This window comes from Bauldia sp. (assembly GCF_020442045.1).
Taxonomy (GTDB): Bacteria; Pseudomonadota; Alphaproteobacteria; order Rhizobiales; family Kaistiaceae; genus Bauldia.
On record NZ_JAGRLA010000052.1, the window covers coordinates 26,316 to 44,608 of the forward strand.

The 18,293-nt window shown below is 66.8% G+C and carries 19 protein-coding genes; 16 read left to right on the forward strand and 3 right to left on the reverse strand.

Annotated features, from left to right (window positions below; translation table 11 throughout):
- Positions 1 to 93 precede the first annotated feature (93 nt).
- The 10 genes from KDJ86_RS06085 to KDJ86_RS06130 all read left to right on the forward strand — a co-directional run bounded on the left by KDJ86_RS06085 (position 94) and on the right by KDJ86_RS06130 (position 9,744).
- Positions 94 to 2,283 (forward strand): SPOR domain-containing protein, encoded by a 2,190-nt coding sequence (locus tag KDJ86_RS06085; protein WP_291743974.1) that lies wholly within the window; start codon positions 94 to 96, stop codon positions 2,281 to 2,283.
- Between the two features lie 17 nt (positions 2,284 to 2,300).
- Positions 2,301 to 3,332 (forward strand): beta-N-acetylhexosaminidase, encoded by a 1,032-nt coding sequence (gene nagZ, locus KDJ86_RS06090; protein ID WP_291743976.1) that lies wholly within the window; start codon positions 2,301 to 2,303, stop codon positions 3,330 to 3,332.
- A 4-nt stretch (positions 3,333 to 3,336) separates the two neighbouring features.
- A complete protein-coding gene (locus KDJ86_RS06095) occupies positions 3,337 to 4,161 on the forward strand; it encodes a segregation and condensation protein A (RefSeq protein WP_291743978.1) in 825 nt (274 codons plus the stop codon).
- Complete coding sequence (gene scpB / locus KDJ86_RS06100; protein ID WP_291743979.1) at positions 4,154 to 4,879, forward strand: SMC-Scp complex subunit ScpB; 726 nt, start codon at positions 4,154 to 4,156, stop codon at positions 4,877 to 4,879. Before KDJ86_RS06095 ends, scpB begins: the two co-directional genes overlap by 8 nt.
- 114 nt (positions 4,880 to 4,993) lie before the next feature.
- On the forward strand, positions 4,994 to 5,215 hold the full coding sequence (locus KDJ86_RS06105) for a twin-arginine translocase TatA/TatE family subunit (protein ID WP_291743980.1): 222 nt from the start codon (positions 4,994 to 4,996) through the stop codon (positions 5,213 to 5,215).
- Positions 5,216 to 5,287: 72 nt separating this feature from the next.
- Positions 5,288 to 5,983: a Sec-independent protein translocase protein TatB gene (gene tatB / locus KDJ86_RS06110; RefSeq protein ID WP_291743982.1), complete on the forward strand. Its 696-nt coding sequence runs from the start codon at positions 5,288 to 5,290 to the stop codon at positions 5,981 to 5,983.
- A complete protein-coding gene (tatC, locus tag KDJ86_RS06115) occupies positions 5,980 to 6,813 on the forward strand; it encodes a twin-arginine translocase subunit TatC (RefSeq protein ID WP_291743984.1) in 834 nt (277 codons plus the stop codon). The genes tatB and tatC overlap by 4 nt, the downstream gene beginning before the upstream one ends.
- Positions 6,814 to 6,900: 87 nt before the next feature.
- A complete protein-coding gene (gene serS / locus KDJ86_RS06120) occupies positions 6,901 to 8,310 on the forward strand; it encodes a serine--tRNA ligase (protein WP_291743986.1) in 1,410 nt (469 codons plus the stop codon).
- Positions 8,310 to 9,080 carry a 5'/3'-nucleotidase SurE gene (gene surE, locus KDJ86_RS06125; RefSeq protein WP_291743989.1) on the forward strand — a complete coding sequence of 257 codons (771 nt, stop codon included), beginning with the start codon at positions 8,310 to 8,312 and terminating at the stop codon, positions 9,078 to 9,080. Before serS ends, surE begins: the two co-directional genes overlap by 1 nt.
- 4 nt (positions 9,081 to 9,084) lie before the next feature.
- Complete coding sequence (locus KDJ86_RS06130; protein WP_291743991.1) at positions 9,085 to 9,744, forward strand: protein-L-isoaspartate(D-aspartate) O-methyltransferase; 660 nt, start codon at positions 9,085 to 9,087, stop codon at positions 9,742 to 9,744.
- Positions 9,745 to 9,751: 7 nt separating this feature from the next.
- On the opposite strand, the gene KDJ86_RS06135 is transcribed toward KDJ86_RS06130, so the two are convergent.
- Positions 9,752 to 10,552, reverse strand: coding sequence for a hypothetical protein (locus KDJ86_RS06135; protein ID WP_291743993.1), 801 nt, complete (start codon positions 10,550 to 10,552; stop codon positions 9,752 to 9,754).
- Between the two features lie 367 nt (positions 10,553 to 10,919).
- Here KDJ86_RS06135 and KDJ86_RS06140 point away from each other — a divergent pair, with 367 nt between their 5' ends.
- Positions 10,920 to 12,116: a LysM peptidoglycan-binding domain-containing M23 family metallopeptidase gene (locus tag KDJ86_RS06140; protein WP_291743995.1), complete on the forward strand. Its 1,197-nt coding sequence runs from the start codon at positions 10,920 to 10,922 to the stop codon at positions 12,114 to 12,116.
- A 10-nt stretch (positions 12,117 to 12,126) separates the two neighbouring features.
- Here the strand turns inward: KDJ86_RS06140 and KDJ86_RS06145 are convergent, their stop codons facing one another.
- The gene (locus KDJ86_RS06145; protein ID WP_291743997.1) at positions 12,127 to 13,014 is read right to left on the reverse strand and encodes an ATP-binding protein; all 888 of its coding nucleotides are present in this window, start codon (positions 13,012 to 13,014) and stop codon (positions 12,127 to 12,129) included.
- A 258-nt stretch (positions 13,015 to 13,272) separates the two neighbouring features.
- On the opposite strand from KDJ86_RS06145, the gene yajC reads away from it, so the two are divergent.
- The 5 genes from yajC to KDJ86_RS06170 are packed head-to-tail and all read left to right on the forward strand — an operon-like array spanning position 13,273 to position 17,463.
- Positions 13,273 to 13,605, forward strand: a complete 333-nt coding sequence (gene yajC / locus KDJ86_RS06150; RefSeq protein WP_291743998.1) for a preprotein translocase subunit YajC — start codon at positions 13,273 to 13,275, stop codon at positions 13,603 to 13,605.
- Positions 13,606 to 13,646: 41 nt separating this feature from the next.
- Entirely contained in the window at positions 13,647 to 15,251 is a 1,605-nt protein-coding gene (gene secD / locus KDJ86_RS06155; protein ID WP_291744000.1) for a protein translocase subunit SecD, read from the forward strand.
- Positions 15,252 to 15,267: 16 nt separating this feature from the next.
- Entirely contained in the window at positions 15,268 to 16,218 is a 951-nt protein-coding gene (gene secF, locus KDJ86_RS06160) for a protein translocase subunit SecF (protein WP_291744002.1), read from the forward strand.
- 3 nt (positions 16,219 to 16,221) lie between these two features.
- Complete coding sequence (locus KDJ86_RS06165) at positions 16,222 to 16,605, forward strand: Mth938-like domain-containing protein (RefSeq protein ID WP_291744004.1); 384 nt, start codon at positions 16,222 to 16,224, stop codon at positions 16,603 to 16,605.
- A 27-nt stretch (positions 16,606 to 16,632) separates the two neighbouring features.
- Entirely contained in the window at positions 16,633 to 17,463 is an 831-nt protein-coding gene (locus tag KDJ86_RS06170) for a phytoene/squalene synthase family protein (protein WP_291744006.1), read from the forward strand.
- Positions 17,464 to 17,467: 4 nt separating this feature from the next.
- On the opposite strand, the gene trmFO is transcribed toward KDJ86_RS06170, so the two are convergent.
- A partial coding sequence (gene trmFO, locus KDJ86_RS06175; RefSeq protein ID WP_291744008.1) for a methylenetetrahydrofolate--tRNA-(uracil(54)-C(5))-methyltransferase (FADH(2)-oxidizing) TrmFO occupies positions 17,468 to 18,293 on the reverse strand: 826 nt, incomplete at its 5' end.

Consider the following 18,293-nt stretch of genomic DNA (forward strand, 5'->3'; position numbering starts at 1 on the left):
CGTTACGATCCGAAAACCTCAGCCCGACCACAAGGGGACAGGAGACCCGGCGCCGCGACAGATGACGATCCGCTGGCCGAATTGGCGCGGATCGTGACGGGGAGGTCGAGCTTCGGTTCGCAGGGAAGGGACCAGGCCGGCGAAGGGCCTGAGGGATCGGGCGACGCGGGCGACGGCGCCGCCGATCTCGAATCCGAGCTCCTGAACGATCTGCAGGCGTCCTTCGCGGCGCTCGGCGGCCCGTTCCAGGACGGATCGGCCCCGGCCGGCCAGCCAGAGGCGCAGGCGCCACGACGGACGCCCGAGCCGAGACAAACTCCGGAGCCGGAGCCGGCCCGCCCGCCGGCGGACGACCTCACGCTTGATTTCGAGAAGAGTGTCGAGGAGGTCCTTGCCGAACTCGAGGGCGCGACCAGGGTCCAGCCGCCTGCTCCCCCCGAGCCGGAACCGGCGCCGCCCTTCGCACCGGAGCCTGAACCTGACCACGGGCCGGTCGCCGGGGCGGAATCCTTTGCGCCATTCGCGTTTCCGGACCTGCCGTCGGTGACGGAAGAGCCGGAACAGCCGCCGCTTCCTCCGGTCGACAGAATGCCGCTGCCTGATCATCCGGAGCCAGAGGCTCCGCCACCGGCGGTGATGAGGCGTGATCGCGGCAACGCGCCTGAGCCGCGCCGCCCGGTGCCGCCCGAACCGGCCGAGGCGCCGGAGCCACCGCCGCGCCCGGAACGGCGGGTGCGTCCGAGGGCCCCCGAGCCCGCCGAGCGTTCGAAACTGTCGCGGCTCAAGTTGCGGCCGGCGCCGCCGCCAGTGCGCCCGATCGACGACGAGGAGGATGAGGCCGTCGCGGAACGTCCGTCCCGCAGGAAAGAGCGGATGGAGCGCGCGCTGCGGCCACGCGAACGGGCGAGCGGCTTCGCGCCGCCGAGGGCGCCGATGCCGCCGCCTCCGGAGGCCGCACCGGAGCCGCATATTGGTTTTCAGGACGCCGAGTCGCTCGGGGAGGCGCCCGATCTCGACGATCCGAGTGCCGGTTTCGACGAGGGGTTTTCGCTCGAGGACCTCGATACGGCGGCCTTTGCGCCCGAGGACGATCTGCCACCGTTTCCCGAGGAGGAGCTTGCCGGCCTGAAGCGTCGGCGCTCGGGCCGCGCGATTGCCGCGGTCGGTGGCATCCTTGTGATCGCGGTGGTCGGCGCCGCCGCGTTTTTCCTGACCCAGGGCGACAGCGGCAGTGGTTCTCCGCCGCCGATCATCACCGCGGACGGTGAGCCCTCCAAGGTGTTTCCCGACGAAGCCGCCGCCGACACCGACCAGCAGGGAAAGCTGATCTACGATCGGGTCGATGACGGCGATGGCAGCGACACGACGCTGGTCGCCACCGGCGACGACCCGATAGCCGAGGTCTCACCCGACGAGGACCTGGCGAACAACCCGATTTCGCGGGTCATCATCCCCGGCGGACCGGGGGTCGACGGGCCGATGGAAAGCGGTGACAACGGGGCCGGCGGCGAGATGGTCGTGGCCGAGGCGGACCCGTCCGACGGGTCGGAGTCCGCTCTCGGTCCCAAGAAGGTGCGAACCGTCGTCGTCCGTCCGGACGGAACCATCGTCAGCAGCGAGGCCGTCGAAGAAGGCGGCGACGCGGTCCCCGGCGACGAGGCGCCCGGCGCCGTGCCCGGTGACGAGTTCAGCAACCTCGCCGACAATACGCGGACGGACATGGACGCGGTTCTCGACGGCCAGGATCTGCCCGTCGTAACCGATCCGCTCGGCGTCACGACCGGGGACGGGACGGAGGCTATCCCCAATCCGCCGCCCGGCACGGTGCCGGCCGAGGACGAGACCGTGGCGGCCGTCGAGGAAGCGGCGGAGCCGGTGCCGCTCGCCGTGCCGGAGCCCGCTGCCCCCAAGCCGGCGGCTCCAAAGCCGGCGGCGGCGCCCGCCAAGCCGACCATCGTGGCGACCACCGGGGACGCAAACGGGCCGATCGACCTGACGCCCGGTACTTCCGGCGGGTCATCGGGTCCGCGAGCCGGATCGGGCGGCGTGCTCGTGCAGGTCTCGGCGCAGCGGACCGAGGACGCCGCGCGGTCGACCTATCGGAGCCTCCAGTCCCGCTATCCGAGCATCCTCGGCCCCTACCAGGCGGCGATCATTCGCGCCGATCTCGGCGACCGGGGCATCTATTACCGGGTACGGATCGGTCCTTTCTCGAGCGGCGACGCGACGCGGCTCTGCAACGATCTCAAATCGGCCGGCGGCGACTGCATCCTGGCCCGATAACTGGTCCAGGGGGCAAAATGACCGTGAAGGCATTCATTTCGGGCTGCGAGGGACTCCGCCTCCTGCCCGAAGAGCTGGCGTTTTTCGAAGAACAGCAGCCCTGGGGGCTTATCCTTTTCAAGCGCAACTGCGAGACGCCCGACCAGGTGCGGGCGCTGACCGCGGCGTTCCGCGCCGCGGTCGGACGCGCGGACGCGCCTGTGCTGATCGATCAGGAGGGCGGCCGGGTTCGACGCCTCCAGCCGCCGGCCTGGCCGGATTATCCCGCCGGCGGGCGCATCGGCATGCTGGCCGGGGCCGATCCCGACAGGGGCATCCGGGCGGCCTGGCTGCACGGCAGGCTGGTGGCCAGCGACCTGATCCAGATCGGGATCACTATCGACTGCCTGCCGCTTCTCGACGTGATCACGCCCGACGCCAGCGACGCCATCGGCGACCGCTCGCTGGGCGGCGATCCGGGGACCGTCGCCATCCTCGGCCGGGCCATGGCGGACGGTCTGGCGGCGGGGGGCGTGTGTCCGGTCATCAAGCATATTCCGGGGCAGGGGCGGGCGCGGTCCGACAGTCATTTCGGGCTTCCGGTGGTTGAAGCCGGCCTCGACGAGCTCGCCGAGCATGATTTCGCTCCCTTCGTGGCCCTCGCCGACCTGCCGGCGGCAATGACCAGCCACGTTGTCTACAGCGCAATTGACCCCGATCGCCCTGCAACCACCTCGGCCGTCGTGATCCGCGATATTATTCGCGAACGAATCGGTTTCGACGGTCTGCTGATGAGCGATGACATTTCCATGAAGGCCCTGTCCGGGGATTACGGCGAAAGAACCGCGACGATCCACGACGCCGGGTGCGACCTCGTGCTTCACTGCAACGGTCGGATCGAGGAGATGCGCGCGGTGGCCGATGCGGCGCCCCGGCTCGCCGGGATTTCCGGCGAGCGGGCGAGCCGGCTGTTCGAATACCTGCGCCCCCCGAGGCCCTTCGACGCCGTCGCCGGCCGCGAGGAATATCTCGGTCTGATGGCCGATGCCGGCTGGCCGGCCAGGGTCTGAGCCGATGACCCCGGCAACTCCCGATCAGGCCGAAATCTGGGAAACCTTCAAACCGCTCGACCGCAACAGCGACGAACCTTCGCTGGTCGTCGATGTCGACGGCTTCGAGGGACCGCTGGATCTCCTGCTGGCGCTTGCACGCAGCCAGAAGGTGGACATCACCCGGATATCGATCCTGGCGCTTGCCGAGCAGTATCTGGCCTTCATCGAAGAGGTGCGGAAGCTGCGGCTCGAGCTGGCCGCGGACTATCTCGTGATGGCCGCCTGGCTCGCCTATCTGAAATCGCGGCTGCTGCTGCCCGAGGAGGAGACCGACGAGCCGACGGGCGAAGAACTCGCGGCGGAGCTGGCGTTCCGCCTCCAGCGCCTCGAGGCGATGCGCGACGCCGCGGCGCGGCTGGCGAACCGCGACCGGCTGGGACGGGACGTTTTCGCGCGCGGGGCGCCCGAGCCGGTCGAGATCATCAAGAAGAGCGAATATTCGGCGACCCTCTATGACCTGCTTTCGGCCTATGCGGCCCGCCGCCAGGAGCAGTCGATATCGGTGGTGCATGTCCGCAAGCGCGCGGTCTGGTCGCTCAAGGAAGCGCGGGACCTGCTTGGGACGGTTATCGGCTCTCTCGCCGATTGGGCACCGCTCCATATCTTCCTTTCGCCGTATCTGACGCCGGAGGTCAGCGCGACCGTCAAGGCGAGCACCTTCGGCGCCAGCCTCGAGCTGGTGCGGGAAGGGCATATCGACCTCAGGCAGACCGAGGCATTCGCACCCATCTATATCCGCGACCACAAGCCGGTCGCCGTGGTTTCATCGGAGGCCGATCATGGCTAACCCCAATTCCGCCGTCGCCATCGCGATCGATAATGACGCGACCGCCGAGGCCCAATCGCCGGAAGAGCGCCGGCAGACGATCCGCATGGTCGAGGCGCTGATTTTCGCCGCCGGCGAGCCGCTTTCGGCCGACGACCTCGCCAACCGGCTGCCGAAGGGCGCCGACGTCACCGGCATCCTGCGGGAGTTGCAGGGGGTCTATGCCGATCGCGGCGTCAACCTCGTCCAGGTGGCCGGGAAGTGGAGCCTGCGCACGGCGGCGGACCTGTCCTTCCTGTTGTCGCAGAATGCCGTGGAGCAGAAGCGCCTGTCGCGTGCCGCGATGGAGACGCTGGCGATCATCTCCTACCACCAGCCGGTCACCCGGGCGGAAATCGAGGAAATCCGCGGCGTGGCGACCTCGAAGGGAACCCTCGACCTGCTTCTGGAAACCGGGTGGATACGGATGCGCGGCCGTCGCCGAACGCCCGGCCGGCCGGTCACCTATGGAACCACCGAGGCCTTCCTGTCGCATTTCGGTCTCGACACCATCGGCGACCTGCCGGGGCTCGACGAACTCAAGGGAGCCGGCCTGCTGGACAGCCGGATACCAACGGATTTCAGCATTCCCGAACCGCATGCCGGCGACGAACTGACGGAGGACGAAGATCCGCTGGAAGATGATGAAATCCGCGAGGAAATGACCGAAGACGAAGGGCTTCCTCCCGAATCCGCCTGACGGCGGTGTTTGCCTTCGCGGGCAATTACCCCTACATCCATCGGAAGGTGGCGATTGCGGCGCGTCGATCCGTCTGCGATAGTCGGCGCACGGTAAGGGATTGGAGTAAAGCTGATGGGTTCTCTCAGCATCTGGCATTGGCTGATCGTTATTCTCGTCGTCGTCCTTCTCTTCGGACGCGGCAAGATTTCGGACCTGATGGGCGATGTTGCCAAAGGGGTGAAGAGCTTCAAGAAGGGGCTCGCCGACGACGACGAGCAGCCGCATAAGCTCGAAGAGCAGCCCGGGGTGACCGTCGACGTCGAGTCGTCGCGGGAAAAGACCAAGGCAACTTGACCGCGGGCGTCGGGCCTGCCGGCAGCCAGCGCTGCCCCGGCTGGCGTGCGTTAGCGGCCGGGTAACCGTTCCATGCTCGATCTTGGCTGGACAGAGCTTCTGCTGGTCGTGGTGGTGGCGATCGTCGTCATCGGCCCGAAGGAGCTTCCGCGTACCTTGCGCGCCGTCGGGCAATGGACCGGCAAGGCCCGCAGGATGGCGGGCGATTTCCAGCGGCAGTTCAACGAGGCGATCCGCGAAGCCGAACTGGACGACGTGAAGAAGTCGGTCGCCGATCTCGGCAAGATCGATCCGGTGGGCGATATCCGCAAGGAAATGGCCAAGGCCGAAGCCGGCATCAAGAGCGATCTTGAAAAGGCGACGAAGGTCGACGAGCCGGCGGACGCCGAGTCCAAGACCGCAACAGCACCGGAGCCGGTCGATCCTCCGAAGGCCGAAGCGGCGCCTGCCGATGATGCGCCGGCCGCGGTGGCTGAAGCATCGCCGGCAATGGAGGCGACTCCCAGGGTGGCGCCCGAGACGACCGCGGCCGGCGAGGCAGCGCCGAAACCGGCTGCGGCGACCAGGGCGGCGCCGAAGAAATCTGCGGCGACCAGGTCCGCGCCGAAAAAGAAAGCCGCGGGCGACACGCCGGCGCCGAAGAAGGCGACCGCCAGGAAGTCCGCGCCCAAGAAGGCCGCGTCGACCAAGAAGGCGCCGACGAAGGCCGCGGTGGCGAAGGTATCGCCTTCCGGGGTCGCGGCGGCAACGGGAGACGCCGAGCATTGAGCGAAGCGGCACCGGGCGAGAAGGAAGAATTCGAGGACGAGGTCGAGGCCAGCCGCGCACCTCTGATCGAGCACCTTGTCGAGTTGCGCACACGGCTGATCAGGACCGTTATCGCGGTGCTCATCGCTTTCGTCGTGTGCTTCGCCGTCGCCGGCCATATCTACAATATCCTGGTCATTCCCTACGAATGGGCGGCTGGACCGACGCGCGAGATCAAGCTGATCTACACGGCGCCACAGGAATTCTTCATCACCCAGCTGAAAGTGGCCCTGTTCGGGGCGGTCTTCATCGCGTTCCCGGTCATCGCCATGCAGATCTACAAGTTCGTGGCACCGGGACTCTACAAGCAGGAGCGCCAGGCCTTCGTGCCGTATCTGATCGCGACTCCGATCCTCTTCGTCGTCGGCGCCGCGCTCGTCTATTTCGTCATCATGCCGCTGGCGCTGACCTTTTTCCTGTCGCTCGAACAGCAGGGCGGTCCGGGGCAGGCATCCATCGAGCTCCTGCCGAAGGTCAACGAGTATCTCAGCCTGATCATGACGCTGATCCTGGCGTTCGGGCTGGTCTTCCAGCTGCCGGTCATCCTGACGCTGCTGGCGCGGGTCGGCGTCGTGACAGCCGACGGGCTGAAGGGCTACCGGCGGTATGCGGTGGTGCTCGCCTTCATCGCGGCCGCCGTCCTGACCCCGCCCGACATCATCTCCCAGCTCGGTCTCGCCATTCCGACGATCCTGCTCTACGAGGGGTCGATCCTCGCGGTCCGCATGGTCGAGAAACGACGGCTCGCAGCCGAAGCGGAACGGGAAGCCCGGGAAGCGGCCGCGGAGTAAAGCTGACCCGGGGCGACCTGCCGCCTTTCCCCCGGCGCGTTTCGCCGCTATGAGGGGCGCCGACTCCCGCGCACCAGGCCAAGTGACATGCTCGACATCAAGTGGATTCGCGAGAATCCGGAGGCGCTCGACACGGCGCTGAAGAACCGCAACGCCGAACCGGCCGCGGAGCGGCTGATCGCGCTCGACGAGGCGCGGCGCGCCCACATCGTCAGGCTGGAAGAGGCGCAGGCCCGCCGCAACGCCGCGTCGAAGGAAATCGGCGCGGCCAAGGCTTCGGGCGAGGAGATGATCGCCCAGCAGCTCATGGCCGAGGTCGGCGAGCTGAAGGCATTTCTCCAGGAGGCGGAAGGACGGGGGCGCGAGCTCGACGGCAGGCTCGACGAAGCGCTGGCGCTCATCCCCAACCTGCCGCTCGACGACGTCCCGGTAGGGCCGGACGAAAGCGCCAATGTCGAGCACGCCCGGTGGGGCACCAAGCCCCGCATCAACAATGCCAGGGAGCATTACGAGCTTGGCGAGGGGCTCGGGCAGATGGACTTCGAGACCGCTGCGAAGCTCTCCGGATCCCGCTTCGTGGTGCTGAGGAAGGGGCTGGCGCGCATGGAGCGGGCGCTTGGCCAGTTCATGCTCGACCTTCACACGACCGAGCACGGCTACGAGGAGGTCCAGCCGCCCCTCTTGGTCCGGGACGAGGTGATGTTCGGAACGGCGCAGTTGCCGAAATTCGTCGACGACCAGTTCCTCGCGACCCGGACGATAACCCGCACCGAATTGCTCCGCGAGGCGTTGCGCTATGCCTCCGAGGAGGACAAGGCGGACTACCACGGCGGCAGGATCACCCTCGATGGCCTGGTGGAGCGCACGCTGGAGCGGGCCCCGCTCAAGGAGGACTTCTGGCTGGTTCCGACCGCCGAGGTGCCGCTGACCAACCTGGTCCGCGACTCGATCCTGTCCGAGGAAGAGCTGCCGCTCCGCTTCACCGCGCTGACGCCGTGCTTCCGGGCGGAGGCGGGCGCCGCCGGCAAGGACACGCGCGGCATGCTGCGTCAGCATCAGTTCGACAAGGTGGAGCTCGTCTCGATCACCACGCCGGAGCAGTCCCGCGACGAACACGAGCGCCTGATCACTTGCGCCGAGGAGGTGCTCAAGCGGCTCGACATCCATTTCCGGACAATGACGCTCTCGACCGGCGACATGGGCTTCGGCGCGCAGAAGACATATGACATCGAGGCCTGGCTGCCGGGACAGGGACAGTATCGCGAGATTTCATCCTGTTCGGTCTGCGGCGACTTCCAGGCGCGGCGGATGAAGGCGCGCTATCGGCCGAAGGAAGGGAAGGGGACCCGGCTGGTCCACACCCTCAACGGCTCGGGCGTGGCGGTCGGCCGCGCGCTGATCGCAGTCATGGAGAACTACCAGAACCCGGACGGCTCGATCACCGTGCCCGACGTGTTGCGACCATATTTGGGTGGGATCGAGAGGATTGAAGCGTAATGCGCATTCTGCTGACCAATGACGACGGCATCCACGCGCCGGGCCTTGCGGCCCTCGAGAGGATTGCCGCGGCCTTGTCCGACGACGTCTGGGTGGTGGCGCCCGAGACCGACCAGAGCGGCCTGTCGCATTCGCTGTCGCTGAACGATCCGCTGCGCCTGCGCGAGATCAACGCGAAGAAGTTCGCCCTGCGCGGCACGCCGACCGATTGCGTCATCATGGCGATGCGTCGCCTGCTGGCGGAGAACCGGCCCGACCTCATCCTCTCCGGCGTCAATTCCGGCCAGAACGCGGCCGACGACGTGACCTATTCCGGGACGGTCGCGGGCGCCATGGAAGGGACGCTGCTCGGCATTCCCTCGATCGCGCTCAGCCAGGCTTCGTCCTTCCAGCATGGCGAACGCCAGATGCACTGGGATACGGCGGAGAAGCATGCGCCGGACATCATCCGGAAACTCATGGATTTCGGCTTTCCACCGGCCGTGCTCTACAACCTGAATTTCCCGAACCGCACCGCCGACGCGGTCGACGGCGTGATGGTGACGACCCAGGGGCGGCTGACCCACGGCCTGCATATCGACGAACGCACCGACGGACGCGGCAACCAGTATTTCTGGCTGGCCTACCGTCGCGAACGGCCGGAGATTGCGCCGGGCACCGACCTCGACGCGCTGAGCCGCGGCGCCGTTTCCGTCACGCCGCTCCGACTGGACATGACCGCCTATGATCTCGGCGATCCCCTGTCGAAGCATATGAGCCGGGACGCCTGACACCATGCCCGATCTCGAGGAGGAGGATCGCCGCGTCCGGATCGCCGATCTTCTCCTTCGCTTGCGGAGGGTCGGGATCACCGACCAGCGGGTGCTGTCGGCGATCGAGGCGGTTCCCCGCGATCTCTTCGTCGAGCCGGACAGCCGCGACCGGTCCTATTCGGAGCGGGCCCTTCCGATCGACTGCGGCCAGACGATTTCGGCGCCGGTGATCGTCGGCATGATGACGATGGCGATCGATCCGCAGCCCGACGACCGGATCCTCGAAGTCGGGACCGGCAGCGGCTACCAGGCTTCGGTCCTGTCGAAGCTCTGCGCGCGCGTCTACACGGTCGACCGCTTCAGGACGCTGGTGAGCGCCGCGGAATCGCGCTTCACGACATTGAAGCTGACGAATATCACGACGGCCGTCGGCGATGGCATGAAGGGATGGCCGGAACACGCCCCCTTCGACAAGATCATCGTCACCGCGGCCGGCGAGGAGGTGCCGGAGGCGCTGTTCGGGCAGTTGCGGGGCGGCGGCGTGCTGGTGGCGCCGGTCGGGCCGCAGGACGGCGTCCAGGCGCTGATGCGCTATAGCCGTACCAAGGACGGGATCGCGGAAACCAAGCTCGCCGACGTTCGCTTCGTGCCGCTTATCCCGGGTGTCGCCGAACGGCTCTGAACCGCGGTCAGCGCCCTTTGGCCTGGGCTTCCAGCGCGATGCGCCGCTGGAAAGGTCCGGCCTTCAACTCCATCACGCCCTGGAAGAAGAGAAGCTTGCCGTCCCGGTCGTCATAGCTGGCGGTGAACCGTTGCCACATCTTGCCGTCGGAGACGTTGTCGTCGCCCTTGGTGAAGGGCGCGAGGATCGCCTTGAGCTCGCTGGCGCCGGGGACGCCAAGCCATTGCACCGTGATGTTGTGCGGGATGTCCGGCCGATTGACCAGATCGAAAGACCAGCGGCCGGCCGCGTAGGAGGCGAATGACGGCAATTCGAGCTTCTCGACATTGACCGACGTCCCTTCCGGTGGATCGAAGGTGACGACCCGTCCCGGCGCGCTCATGGCAAGCGGCCGGGCGAAAAGCTGGACGGCGTCGATGGCATTGACCTCGGGCAGGAAAGCGTCGATCGCCCTGAGCAACTCGTCGTTGTCGCCGGCGAGTTCCTTCGCATGGTCGATGAGTTCGCCGCGCAGGTCCTCCCAGTTGGTCACGCGGTCGAGCGCGCCGTTGGGGGCGAGGCGGATCTCGGCGGTCAGGTCGTCCACGGCCTGGAGGAGAAGGCTGTCGAGATCCGGCGGCGCAAGCACCCGCTTGCGGTCGAGCGCGACGTTCGTCCCGTAGTTCTTCACCGTCATCATGATGCCGTCATCCGAGACGTCGGTGATCCTCGTTTCCATTTCATAGTCGACGCTGAGCACCGGTTCCGGCGACTGGCCGACGACGGTTGCCCGGAGATACCGCACGACCAGCGAGGAGGTGTCGCCCACGGCGACCGAAAAGGGGACCGACAGCGGCTCCGCAGAGGCGGGCCCGGTCGCGCCTCCGGCGAGAGGCAGAACAACGAGACCAACGGCGGCAGCCGTTCGCAGGCACGCGGGGAGCTTCATATTGGTTACGCCTTTCAACATTCGGATCGAGGCATCCACCTAAGGCAGGCATTCGGCCAATCTAGGGCCGACTGGCTGATTTTCGCGACGAATCGCCGGGGACAATCGCGTAGTCGCGGGACTCTTAAATCTTTTGTCAACGTTACCGGTGTTAAGTCGCATCAGTTTGTATGAGTAGAGTGCGAGTTGAGCGATGTGTAACCGAGTTTCCGCGTTCCGGGTCCGCCTTCTGGGGCAAGCGGCCTTCGTGGCGGTCCTCGCTGGTCTCGGGGCAGCCTGCAGCTCCGATGCGGCGCGCGAGCCCTTCTTCACCGGTTCCACGGCAAACCAGCGAGCGATTATCGGCGGCAGCGGCAATACGGCCGTCGCTCAGTCGGCGCTGCCGCCGGCACAAGGGGCGGGCGGGCCGATCAACCTCGCCTCGTCCCAGGGCGGCGCCTGGTCGGCGGTCGGGGGCCAGGTGGTGACCGTCGCCGCCGGTGAATCGCTCAACACCCTGGCGGCGAGATATGGCGTGCCACCAAGCGAGATCGCGCGCGCCAACGGCATTTCCAGCCCGGCTCAGGTCGTGCCGGGGCGTGCGATCGTCATCCCTCAGCCGGTCCAGGCGCAGGTCGCATATGCTCCGCCGCCCCAGACCAATGCTGCACCGACGCCCGCATCGGCGAAGAGCGGCGGCGTGGTCCATGTCGTCGAGCCGGGCCAGACCCTCTATTCGATCGCCCAGGCGCAAGGTGTCCGGGTTGAGGATATCGTCGCGCTCAACGGCCTGTCGTCGCAGAATATCCGCGTCGGCCAGCGGCTCCAGATTCCCGGCGCCGGGGGCGCCGTCCCGATGCCGCAGACCGCGTCGCTGACCACGGCGGGCGATCCGCCGAAGCCGCTCGGGACGCTCAAGGTGAACGCCGACGGCACGCCGAAGCCGGCCCAGGCCGCGCCGACGGTCCGGGTCGTCTCGACCGACAAGAACGCTGGCGTTCCCGATCTGCCCGCGGTGCCCGCCAAGGCGGTCGTGCCGACCGACAAGACCGCGGCGCTCGATCCGGCCGATCCGGCATCGGCCAACGGAACCACCTTCCGCTGGCCGGTTCGCGGCCGCATCATCTCGGGCTACGGCTCGAAGGCGAATGGCGAGCGCAATGACGGCATCAACCTCGCGGTGCCCGAGGGCACGTCGATCAAGGCCGCCGAGGCGGGGACCGTCATCTATGCCGGCAACGAGCTTGCGGGCTACGGCAACCTGATCCTCGTCCGGCACGCCGACGGCTGGGTCTCGGCCTATGCCCATAACAGCGAGATCGACGTCAAGCGCGGCGACAATGTCCAGCGCGGTCAGACGATCGCCAAGGCCGGCATGACCGGTTCGGTGTCCTCGCCGCAGGTCCATTTCGAGCTTCGCAAGGGTGCCAAGCCGGTCAATCCGATGGACTATCTCGGAAGCTGACGCGGATCGGCTAACCCGCGTCGCGGTTGTCGAGGCGGGTGCCGAGGCGACCGGCGAGATCCTGAATGAACTGCCAGGCGACCCGGCCGGAGCGTGCTCCCCGGGTCGTCGCCCATTCCAGGGCGTCGTGACGCAGGGTGTCGTCGTCGATCGTCATGCCGTAGTGGGCGACATAGCCACGCACCATGTCGAGATATTCGTCCTGGCTGCACTTGTGGAAGCCGAGCCACAGGCCGAAGCGATCCGACAGCGAAACCTTTTCCTCGACCGCCTCAGACGGGTTGATGGCGGTGGAGCGCTCGTTTTCCATCATGTCGCGGGGCAGGAGATGCCGCCGGTTCGACGTGGCGTAGAAGACGATATTCTCCGGCCGGCCTTCGATGCCGCCTTCCAGCGCCGCCTTGAGCGACTTGTAGGAGGTGTCGTCGGAATCGAAGGACAGATCGTCGCAAAACAGCACGAAGCGATGCGCGTCGCCGCGCAGCAGCGACATCAGATCAGGCAGCGTCTCGATATCCTCGCGATGGATCTCGACCAGCTTGAGCCGCGCCGAGCCGGCGAGGTCCCGGTTGACGGTCGCCTGGGCCGCCTTGATCAGCGAGCTCTTGCCCATGCCCCGGGCGCCCCACAGCAGGACGTTGTTGGCCGGAAGGCCGGTCGCGAACCGTTCGGTATTCTCAACCAGAATGTCACGTAGCCGGTCGATCCCCTTGAGAAGATTCAGATCAACGCGATTGACGCGCGGGACCGGCTGGAGGCGCTTTTCGTCGGGCTGCCAGACGAACGCGTCCGCCGCCGCGAAATCAGGCGTCACCGGGGCGGGCGGCACGGCGCGCTCGATCAACCTGACGAGGTGATCGAGTCTTTCGGCAATTGAGCGGAGATCGATTTCGGACACGGGATGTCTTTCCGGGCAGCTACGGGCGGGAGGGGTATCACGAGGCGACACGTGCTGCCAATGCCGGGCGCGCGGTTCGCCGGCACACTCAATCGGGCCGCATTTCTCCGCGATGGCATCGGCGCGGCAAAACAGCCGCGACCGCCTCGTACTCGGCGCAGAACGTCCTATATCGTTTGCAATGGCGGGCGGCCTCGCTATAGTCCGCGCCGTTTTCAGGGGAACGGCTCCCCTCAGACGCCGAATCAGGAGACAGGCATGTTCGTTACACCGGCTTTCGCCCAGACCGGCGATGTCCCAGGGGGCAACATGCTTGTCCAGTTCCTGCCGTTCATCCTGATCTTCGTGATCATGTATTTCCTGATCATCCGGCCGCAGCGGATGAAGCAGAAGCGCCATCAGGAGATGATCGCGAACCTTCGCCGCGGCGACACCGTCGTCACCTCCGGCGGTTTGATCGGCAAGGTCGCCAAGGTGGTCGACGAGGCCGAACTCCAGATCGACCTGGCCGACAACGTGCGGGTCCGCCTGGCGCGGAGCATGATCGCCGAGGTGCGTACCAAGGGCGAGCCGGTGAAGGAGAGCGAATGACGGCCCGATTGCCCGCCGGTCCAGCTCTCGGCTGATCAACCATGCTGACCATGTCGCGTTGGAGGACGGTGCTGATCATCCTGACGATTGTCGTCGGGATCATCCTCGTCATTCCGAATTTCTTCTCGAGAGAGTCGCTGAATTCACTGCCGGGCTGGCTGCCGAAGAACCAGATCGTTCTCGGGCTGGACCTCCAGGGCGGCGCCTATCTCCTCTACGAGGTCGACCGTCAGGACTACGTCGACAAGCGGCTCCGCACGCTGGTCAGCGACGTCCGGAAGGCGATGCTGCAGACTCCGCGCATCGGCTATACCGGGATCGGCATCCAGGGTGACGGCGTCCAGCTCCGCGTCCGCGATCTCAGCCAGCTCGACGAGGTGCGTTCGCGGCTCGAGGAGCTCCGGAATCCGCTTGTCTCCTCGCTGCTCGGCGGCGGCGCGGTCAACGAGTTCGACCTGACGGTTTCCGAGGACGGGCTGGTAAGGCTGAGCTACTCGGAGGAGGGGCTCTCCCAGCGGGTCCGCGGCATCGTCCAGCAGTCGATCGAGGTCATCGGCCGGCGGATCAACGAACTGGGCACGACCGAGCCCAGCATCCAGCGCCAGGGCGAGGATCGCATTCTGGTCGAGGCGCCGGGCCTCGGCGATCCCGAAAGGCTCAAGGCGATCGTCGGCCAGACGGCGCTGCTGACCTTCCACCTGGTGCGCGAGACGGTTCAGGGCGCCCAGACCCAGACGCCGACGCCAGGAACGATCACCGTACCCTCCGCCGAGTTCGAGGGGACGTCCTTCATTCTCGACGAAGCGCCGCTGATGACCGGCGAGGATCTGGTCGACGCGCAGGCCTCCTTCGATCAGCAGACCAGCCAGCCGGTGGTCAATTTCCGGCTGTCGACGTCGGGCGCGCGGAAATTCGCCGAGGTGACCCAGAACAACGTCGGGCGCCAGTTCGCCATCGTCCTCGACGATGAGGTGATCTCCGCGCCGGTGATCAGGGAGCCGATCCTGGGCGGATCGGGGCAGATCAGCGGCAGCTTCTCGGTCGAATCCGCCAATGACCTCGCCATCCTGCTGCGCGCCGGGTCGCTGCCCGCGAAGCTGACGATTGTCGAGGAGCGCTCGGTCGGTCCGGGTCTTGGCGCCGACTCGATCGAGGCGGGCGAGATCGCCTCGATCATCGGCGCGCTCGCGGTCGGCATCTTCATGATCGTCGTCTACGGCTTCTTCGGCCTGCTCGCGAACATCGCGGTGGTCGTCAACGTGATCCTGATTTTCGCGGTCTTGTCGGCGCTCGGCGCGACGCTCACCCTGCCGGGCATCGCCGGTATCGTGCTGACCATCGGCACGGCCGTCGACTCCAACGTGCTGATCTACGAGCGCATCCGGGAAGAATCGAACCAGGGCCGATCCGCGGTCGCGGCGATCGACCTTGGCTTCAAGCGTGCGCTCGGGACAATCGTCGACGCCAATATCACCACGCTGATTGCCGCGCTGGCGTTGCTGCTGCTCGGGTCGGGCCCGATCCGCGGCTTCGCGGTCACCTACGCGATCGGTATCGCGACGACCATCTTCACCGCTTTCACCTTCACCCGCCTGATGATTGCGACCTGGTATCACCAGCGGCGCCCGGCGCGGATCGCGCTCTAGAGGAAGGCGTAGCCAGATGCGCAGACTTCGCCTCATTCCGGACGACACCCACATCCGCTTCATGTGGATGCGGAGGTACAACTTCCCCGTCTCCGTCCTCCTTGCGGTCCTCTCGGTCGTCATCTTCGTCGTCATCGGTCCGCAATACGGCATCGATTTCCGCGGCGGCACGCTGCTGGAATTGAAGCCCAAGACCGAGGCGACGACCATCGCCACCATCCGTGCGACCCTCGATGGGCTCAATCTCGGCGATGTCCAGGTCCAGGAGGTGAGCGACATCACCGCCGGCACCAATATCCTCGTCCGGATCCAGCAGCAGGAGGGCGGCGACGCCGCCCAGCAGGAAGCGCTCGTCAAGGTGCGCGAGGCGCTGGGCGACAGCGTCGAGTTCCGCAGGATCGAGGTGGTCGGGCCGCGCGTCTCCGGCGAGCTCGCCTATAACGGATCGCTCGCCATGCTGCTCGCGATGGTCGGCATCCTGATCTACGTCTGGTTCCGCTTCGAATGGCAATTCGCGGTCGGCGCGATCATCTGTACCGCGCATGATGTGCTGATGACGCTCGGCTTCTTCACCGTGTTCCAGCTCGAATTCAACCTGTCGAGCCTCGCGGCGCTGCTGACGATCGTCGGCTATTCGCTCAATGATACGGTCGTGGTCTATGACCGGATTCGAGAGAATCTGCGAAAATTCAAGAAGATGCCGTTGGCCGAGCTGATCGATCGCTCGATCAACGAGACGCTGGCGCGAACGGTCACCACGTCGCTGACCACCGTGCTTGCCCTGCTGGCGTTGCTGATCTTCGGCGGTTCGGTCATCCGTTCCTTCGTGGCGGCGATGATCTTCGGCATCGTGATCGGCACCTATTCGTCGATCTTCATTGCCGCGCCGTTGCTGATCTATTTCAAGCTTCGTCCGGCGGCCTCCTCGGATGAGGAAAGCGAGACGGCGGAACCCGCGGAAGCCTGAGCCATGGCGCGTGGCATCGAGGTCCGCGACGCCCATTTTCCCGGGCGCGCACCGATCGACGCTTACGGAAACGGCGGGTTTCGCTTCGCCGAGATGTCCCATCGCGGCTCTCTGCTCTGCCTGCCGAGCGGCATCCATGGCTGGGAGCCGGTACCGGCCATCGACCGGGAGACCCTCGCGGCGGTCTTTGCCGAGGCCGATGCGATCGACGTGCTGATGGTCGGAACGGGCGACGACTTCGTCATGCTCGATCCGGAACTGGCGGCGGCGCTGCGCGAAGCCGGGATCGTCGCCGAGGCGATGGCGACCGGCGCCGCGGTCCGCACCTACAACGTGCTTCTTGCCGAGAACCGGGCGGTCGCCGCGGCCCTCGTGGCGGTGGACTAGCACCGGGCCGGGCCATATCTGATAGCGATGGACGTTTCCGCTCATTGCGCTGCGATCGTGCGCGCCGGCGATCGTGACCTCTATCTCTCCGACCTGCTGGCGCCGCAGGGCATCCGGGCCGAGTTGTTCGCGCTCCATGCCTTCGCGGTCGAAGTCGCGTCGCTGCGCGACAAGGTGAAGGAGCCGATGCTCGGCGAGATCCGGCTCCAATGGTGGCGGGATGCGCTGCGCGGTGACCACGGCGGCAGCCCGGTGGCGTCGACCCTCGCCCTGGCGATCGCCCGCCGCGGCCTGCCGATCGACGCATTCGACAACGTCCTGCAGGCGCGGATTTTCGATCTCTACGACGACCCGATGCCGTCCATCGGCGACTACGAGGGTTACGCGGGCGATACCGCATCCGCGATCATCCAGCTCGGCGCGATTATCCTGGCGGGCGGGATGAGCGCGGGAACCGCCACGGCGGCCGGCTATGCCGGCGTGGCACAATCGATCACGCGGATGCTGGCGGACCTGCCCGGCTCGGCGGCGAGGGGACAGTGCTTCATTCCGGCCGACCGTCTTGCCGCTGCGGGAACGTCGCCCGACGACCTGCGAACCGGACGGACCACCGCCGGGCTCCGCGCCGTCGTCCAGGAACTCGTCGCGGTGGCGCGCGAGCGGCTGACCCAATCCCGAGACAGCCTCGCCGGCGTGGACAAGGCGGTCCTTCCGGCCTTCCTGCCGATCGCCGTGTTGGAATCGGACTTGAAGGCGGTTTCGTCGCCGGCGCGCGATCCGCTTCGCGATGTCGTGACGCTGAGTCCGCTCCGTCGCCAGTGGATGATCTGGCGAGCCGCCCGGCGCGGCCGTCCTTGAGGCGCTATTCGGCGGCTTCCGACGACGGTTCGGCGAGCCAGCGGTCGACGTCCCCAAGGGCGCGGGCGGAGAGCGCCCGCTTGCGGGCCTTGCCGCGCTCCGGTCCGGGAAGCTTCTTTCCAGCCGGTGCCGTGACCTCGATCGGCGGGAACAGGCCGAAATTGACGTTCATCGGCTGGAAGGAGCGCTTTCCCGGCTCATTGGCGTCGAGATGCCCGCCGGTGATATGGGCCAGAACCGCGCCGAAAGCCGTTGTCGGCGGAGGCGGAAAGACCGGCTGGCCCAGCCTCTCGGCCGCGGCGAAGCGGCCCGCGAGAAGGCCCATCGCGGCCGACTCGACATAGCCTTCGCAGCCGGTGATCTGGCCGGCGAAGCGGAGGCGCGGCTCGGCCCTCAAACGAAGGGTTCCATCGAGCAGCCTGGGCGAATCGAGGAAGGTGTTGCGATGGAGCCCGCCGAGGCGCGCGAATTGCGCATTCGCCAGGCCCGGGATCATCCGCAAGATGTCGGCCTGGACGCCGTAACGCAGCTCGGTCTGGAAGCCGACCATGTTGTACAGCGTGCCGAGGGCGTTGTCCTGGCGAAGCTGGACCACCGCATGGGGCTTGCGGCCCGGATTGTGGGGATTGGTCAGGCCGACCGGCTTCATCGGCCCGTAGCGGAGCGTCTCGCGGCCACGCCGGGCCATTACCTCGATCGGCAGGCAGCCCTCGAAATAGGGAATCTTCTCCCAGTCGTGATGCTTGTGCTGCTCGCCGGCCATGGCCGCGTCGAGAAAGGCGTCATATGCGTCCTTGTCGAGCGGGCAGTTGATGTAGTCCTTGCCCGTA

Bases quoted from the DNA above. Each gene is read 5' to 3' on its own strand.
- KDJ86_RS06105 (WP_291743980.1), top strand. From the start codon at position 4,994: ATGGGTTCTCTCAGCATCTGGCATTGGCTGATCGTTATTCTCGTCGTC.
- secD (WP_291744000.1), top strand. From the start codon at position 13,647: ATGCTGACCATGTCGCGTTGGAGGACGGTGCTGATCATCCTGACGATT.
- KDJ86_RS06170 (WP_291744006.1), top strand. From the start codon at position 16,633: ATGGACGTTTCCGCTCATTGCGCTGCGATCGTGCGCGCCGGCGATCGT.
- KDJ86_RS06130 (WP_291743991.1), top strand. From the start codon at position 9,085: ATGCCCGATCTCGAGGAGGAGGATCGCCGCGTCCGGATCGCCGATCTT.
- KDJ86_RS06095 (WP_291743978.1), top strand. From the start codon at position 3,337: ATGACCCCGGCAACTCCCGATCAGGCCGAAATCTGGGAAACCTTCAAA.
- secF (WP_291744002.1), top strand. From the start codon at position 15,268: ATGCGCAGACTTCGCCTCATTCCGGACGACACCCACATCCGCTTCATG.
- KDJ86_RS06165 (WP_291744004.1), top strand. From the start codon at position 16,222: ATGGCGCGTGGCATCGAGGTCCGCGACGCCCATTTTCCCGGGCGCGCA.
- tatB (WP_291743982.1), top strand. From the start codon at position 5,288: ATGCTCGATCTTGGCTGGACAGAGCTTCTGCTGGTCGTGGTGGTGGCG.
- serS (WP_291743986.1), top strand. From the start codon at position 6,901: ATGCTCGACATCAAGTGGATTCGCGAGAATCCGGAGGCGCTCGACACG.
- scpB (WP_291743979.1), top strand. From the start codon at position 4,154: ATGGCTAACCCCAATTCCGCCGTCGCCATCGCGATCGATAATGACGCG.
- nagZ (WP_291743976.1), top strand. From the start codon at position 2,301: ATGACCGTGAAGGCATTCATTTCGGGCTGCGAGGGACTCCGCCTCCTG.
- yajC (WP_291743998.1), top strand. From the start codon at position 13,273: ATGTTCGTTACACCGGCTTTCGCCCAGACCGGCGATGTCCCAGGGGGC.
- surE (WP_291743989.1), top strand. From the start codon at position 8,310: ATGCGCATTCTGCTGACCAATGACGACGGCATCCACGCGCCGGGCCTT.